The 3,918-nt window shown below is 70.9% G+C and carries 4 protein-coding genes; 3 read left to right on the top strand and 1 reads right to left on the bottom strand.

What is annotated here, in order from left to right:
• Nucleotides 1-1,360: AAA family ATPase (locus G4D87_RS34740; RefSeq protein ID WP_163786965.1), on the top strand; the 1,360-nt coding region annotated here is incomplete at its 5' end.
• Between the two features lie 9 nt (nucleotides 1,361-1,369).
• Here the strand turns inward: G4D87_RS34740 and G4D87_RS34735 are convergent.
• Entirely contained in the window at nucleotides 1,370-1,702 is a 333-nt protein-coding gene (locus tag G4D87_RS34735; protein WP_163786964.1) for a hypothetical protein, read from the bottom strand.
• Nucleotides 1,703-2,108: 406 nt separating this feature from the next.
• On the opposite strand from G4D87_RS34735, the gene G4D87_RS34730 reads away from it, so the two are divergent.
• Both G4D87_RS34730 and G4D87_RS34725 read left to right on the top strand, forming a co-directional pair.
• Entirely contained in the window at nucleotides 2,109-2,750 is a 642-nt protein-coding gene (locus G4D87_RS34730) for a cell wall protein (RefSeq protein ID WP_163786963.1), read from the top strand.
• 181 nt (nucleotides 2,751-2,931) lie between these two features.
• Nucleotides 2,932-3,918: fatty acid desaturase family protein (locus G4D87_RS34725; protein WP_163786962.1), on the top strand; the 987-nt coding region annotated here is incomplete at its 3' end.

The raw sequence follows: 3,918 nt of genomic DNA, 5'->3' as shown, positions 1-3,918 counted from the left end.
GCCCATGAGCGTGCTGCGCCCGCCCGTCCTCGCGGGCAGGCAGCACGCCCTGCGCCAGCTCCAGGAAGGCCTGGAGGCGGGGCAGCTGCTCTTCGTGGCGGGAGACGCGGGCAGCGGAAAGACGCGGCTCGCCGAGGAGTTCGCGGCGTCCATGGGGGCGTGGTTTCGACTCGAAGCCCGCCCGGGTGACCAGGAGGTGCCCTATGCCTCCCAGACGCGCGCGGTCCGGGCCCACCTGGCCCGGCGCCCCGGCATCGTGATGCCGGATTGGGTCCGCACGGAGCTGTCGCGCATCGTGCCGGAACTGGGCAATGGGAGCGCCCTGCCACCGCTCGCCTCCGAGGCCGACGAGCTGCGCTTCTACGAGGCCCACGCGGAGGCGCTGGCCCTGCTGCACGCGGGTGACCAGGTCATCGTCGTCAACGACGTCCAGTACTGGGACCAGGCCAGCGCGAAGCTGTTCATGTACGCGCTGACCCGGATGATGGAGCGGAAGTACGAAGCGCCGGCCCGCGCGCCCGTCTTCATCGACTGCTACCGCAAGGGGGAGCTCCCGCCCTACTCCGAAGCCAACGTGCGCAAGCTCGTGGACACGGGGCTCGCGCGCGTCATCGAGGTGGGGCCGCTCGCGCCCGAAGAGGTCCGGCAGTTGCTCGGGGGCCTGGCGCTTCCGGGCGCGGAACCTCACGCGGAGGCGCTGACGCGCTACACGGGGGGCAACCCGCTGTACATCATGGAGACGCTGAAGCACCTCATCGAGACGGATGCCCTCCACCGGGACTGGCCGCGCCGGCTCCCGCCTCCGGGCCGCGTGGGGCCGCTCATCCAACGCCGCCTGGAGCGCCTCACGCCCCTGGCCCGGCTCACGGCGCAGCTGGCGGCGCGAGCAGACCTCCACTTCCGGGCCGCATTGGCGCCCGAGGTGCTCCAGGTCAGCGTGGCGGAGCTGCACGCGGCGCTGTCCGAGCTGGAGTCCGCGCAGCTCCTCGTGGCGGAGCGCTTCACCCACGACCTGGTCCTGGAAGCGGTCCACGCCAGCGTGTCCGACTCCGCCGCTCGCTTCCTGCACGACCGGCTGGCCCGCGTCTTCGAACGGGACGGCGCGCCCGCCATCGTCCTGGCGCACCACTGGATGGAGGCGGGGCAGGAGGACCGCGCCCTCCCCTTCCTGCTCGCCGCCGCGCACGCGGACGAGCAGTTGCTGCCCAAGGGACAGGCCGCCGGACACTACGCCCGGGCGGCGGCGCTGCTCGAAGCCGCAGGGCGCGCAGACGAGGCCGCGAACGCTCGCGCGGCCGAATCGCGCTGCCGCCAGTCGGAGGGCGGCTCCACTCCGGGTGCTGCCGGCGTGGCGCGCTGAGACGTCACGTCAGGGGCAGTAGGTGCAGTAGAAGAACTGGCCGTTGATGGCGTACTGCGACGTCTCGCCCACACACGTCACGGAACAGTCACTGGCCGTCGTGCACCGGCCCACCTGCCCCTCCCGTTCGATGGGGAAGGACGTCCAGTAGGTGGTGAACCGGGGACGGTACAGCGTCGTGCACGCCTGCGCGGACACCTCGGCGGGCGCGGAGACAGCCTCCTGCGCGGCCTCCGGGGTGGTGGGGATTGCCCCCTCTTCATTCAGCTCCACGCCCTCGCCACACGCGACCAGCAAGCCAGCGGCAACCAGGGACACCGCGACACCAGAGATGTTTCGCACGGGCAAATCCTCTCAGTGAAGTTGCACGACCCGCGCATCCTGCCGCAGAAGTCTGCCTCAGCCGAGGAAGAAGCGTGAACCATGGAAGTCATGCCGACTCCTCGGCAGGTGGGATTCCGACATACCTGAAGGAGTGGGCGCGGCTCGGGATTGAATGGACGGGGGCCGTGTTGACATGGGGACGCACCGCTTGGGTTATCGCCGCGTAACATCCACTCACCAGCCCTTTGACAGGCTGTCCTGGGCGGTCGGCCACAGGTGTGCTAACGCCACGGCCGTCCGCTCCACGGTCCCCTGAAGCAGCCGGCAGCGACCACAGGCACTCATCGACATGCCAAGACCCCGTAGCCTTCGTTCCGCCCCGCCTCATCACTCCACGCGAACCACGCGCGTTCCCGCCTCATCCTTGCCGCCACTGGAACGCGCGTTCCGCACCGTGCTGGCCGAGGAGCTCGCCGGGCAACTGTCGCCGTTGACGGACACGCTCCTGCGCATCGCGGAGAGCCTGTCTCCCAGCGGTCCCCGCCGCCAGCCGCGGCGTGAGCTGCCGGAGGAGGCGCTGGACGTCCTGGCCTCGTCGCTCGCGACCCTGGATGCGGGGCCCGAGGACGAAGCCGCTCCGGAAGCCCGGCCCTGCGCCGTCATTGGCTGCAAGCGGCCCGTGCGCAGCCTGGGCTACTGCGCGGCCCACTACCAGAAGCGGCGCCTCATGGTGGCGTCCGGCCGCCTGCACCACGCGTGGACGGAAGACGCCGCGCCGAACAGCATTCCGGACGTCATCCTGGGGCGGAAGCGCCGCGACTCCGCGGAGGCGATGGAGACTGCCATCATCCCGGAGCCCGTGCGTCCCAGCGAGGGGCCTCGCGTCTGGGTCCGCAAGAAGGGCGTCAGCCCCGTGGTCCCGACGCCCAGTGGCGACAGCCAGCCCGTCCTGCAGCTGGCCCAGGCCTCGGTGATTCCGACCGCGCAGCGCTCCGAGCGCGAGCAGGTGGCGTCCATCGTCGAGCAGTGGGCCAGTGAGTTCCGGGCCAACAAGCATCGCTCGTGACGAGCCGTGCCCCGTCGGGCCCCATGGGCCAGACGGGGCCGCGCGGCCTCCGACGCATCGCAGCATCCGTGGGGGTGTCCGCCAATAGCAGCGCCCATGACGGTCGCATGACAGTGGGCGGGCATGGTTCCAGGGACTCGAATCGGCGGCAGCCGCCGCCGTGCCAGCCCTGGACCTCCGAATGGACTCCGCGACCCGCAGCAGCGCCTTCACCTCACTCTCCCGAGACGCCGAGCGGAACCTGATCGCCCGCACGCGGCCCTTCGCCGCGCAGGACCCGCGGCGAAGTTGGTGGGAAGTGGGCACCACCTTCGCGGCCCTGCTGGGCGCCATCGCGCTCGCCACCCTTCCCCCCTGGTGGCCCCTGCGCGTCGTGGGCAGCGTGGTGCAGGCGCTGGTGCTGGTCCGCTCCTTCATCCTGGTCCACGACTACCTGCACGGTTCGCTGCTGTCGGGCTCGCGGCTGGGAAAGGCCCTGTTCCACACCCACGCGGTGCTGTTGCTGACGCCGCCGCGCGTCTGGAGCGAGACGCACAACCACCACCACGCGAACACGGCCCGGCTGGCGGCCTCCTCGTCGGGGACGTTCACCACGTGGACGGCGCGGCAGTGGCGTGAGGCCACGGCGCTGGAGCGGCTGGCCTACGTGGTGGAGCGGCATCCGCTGGTGATGATCTTCGCGTATCCGCTCGCGTTCTTGAGTGGGCTGTGCATCGTGCCGTTCGTGAAGCACCCGCTGCGCTACTGGAGCGCGGGCTTCGCCGTGCTCCTCCACGTGGCCATCAGCGTGGCGGTGCTCTCCTTCGGGGGACTGGGTGTGTACCTCACGGCGATGGCGCTGCCGCTGTCGCTCGGCTACGCGCTGGGGGCGTACCTCTTCTTCTCCCAGCACAACTTCCCGGACGTCGCGCTGCGCGAGGACCAGGACTGGACGCACGCGAGCGCGGCCCTGGAGGCGTCGAGCTACCTCGCCTGTGGCCCCGTCATGGCGTGGTTCACCGGCAACATCGGCTACCACCACGTCCACCACCTCAACCCGCGCATCCCCTTCTACCGGCTGCCGGAGGCCATGGCCGCCATTCCGGAGCTCCAGAACCCCCGCACCACCACCCTGCGCCCCAGGGACGTGCTGGCCTGTCTGCGACTCAACGTCTGGGATGGGGAGCGG

The organism is Myxococcus vastator (assembly GCF_010894475.1).
Lineage (GTDB): Bacteria > Myxococcota > Myxococcia > Myxococcales > Myxococcaceae > Myxococcus > Myxococcus vastator.
The sequence above is the reverse complement of the archived record's forward strand: the minus strand, read 5'-3'. Positions and strand labels throughout refer to the sequence as shown.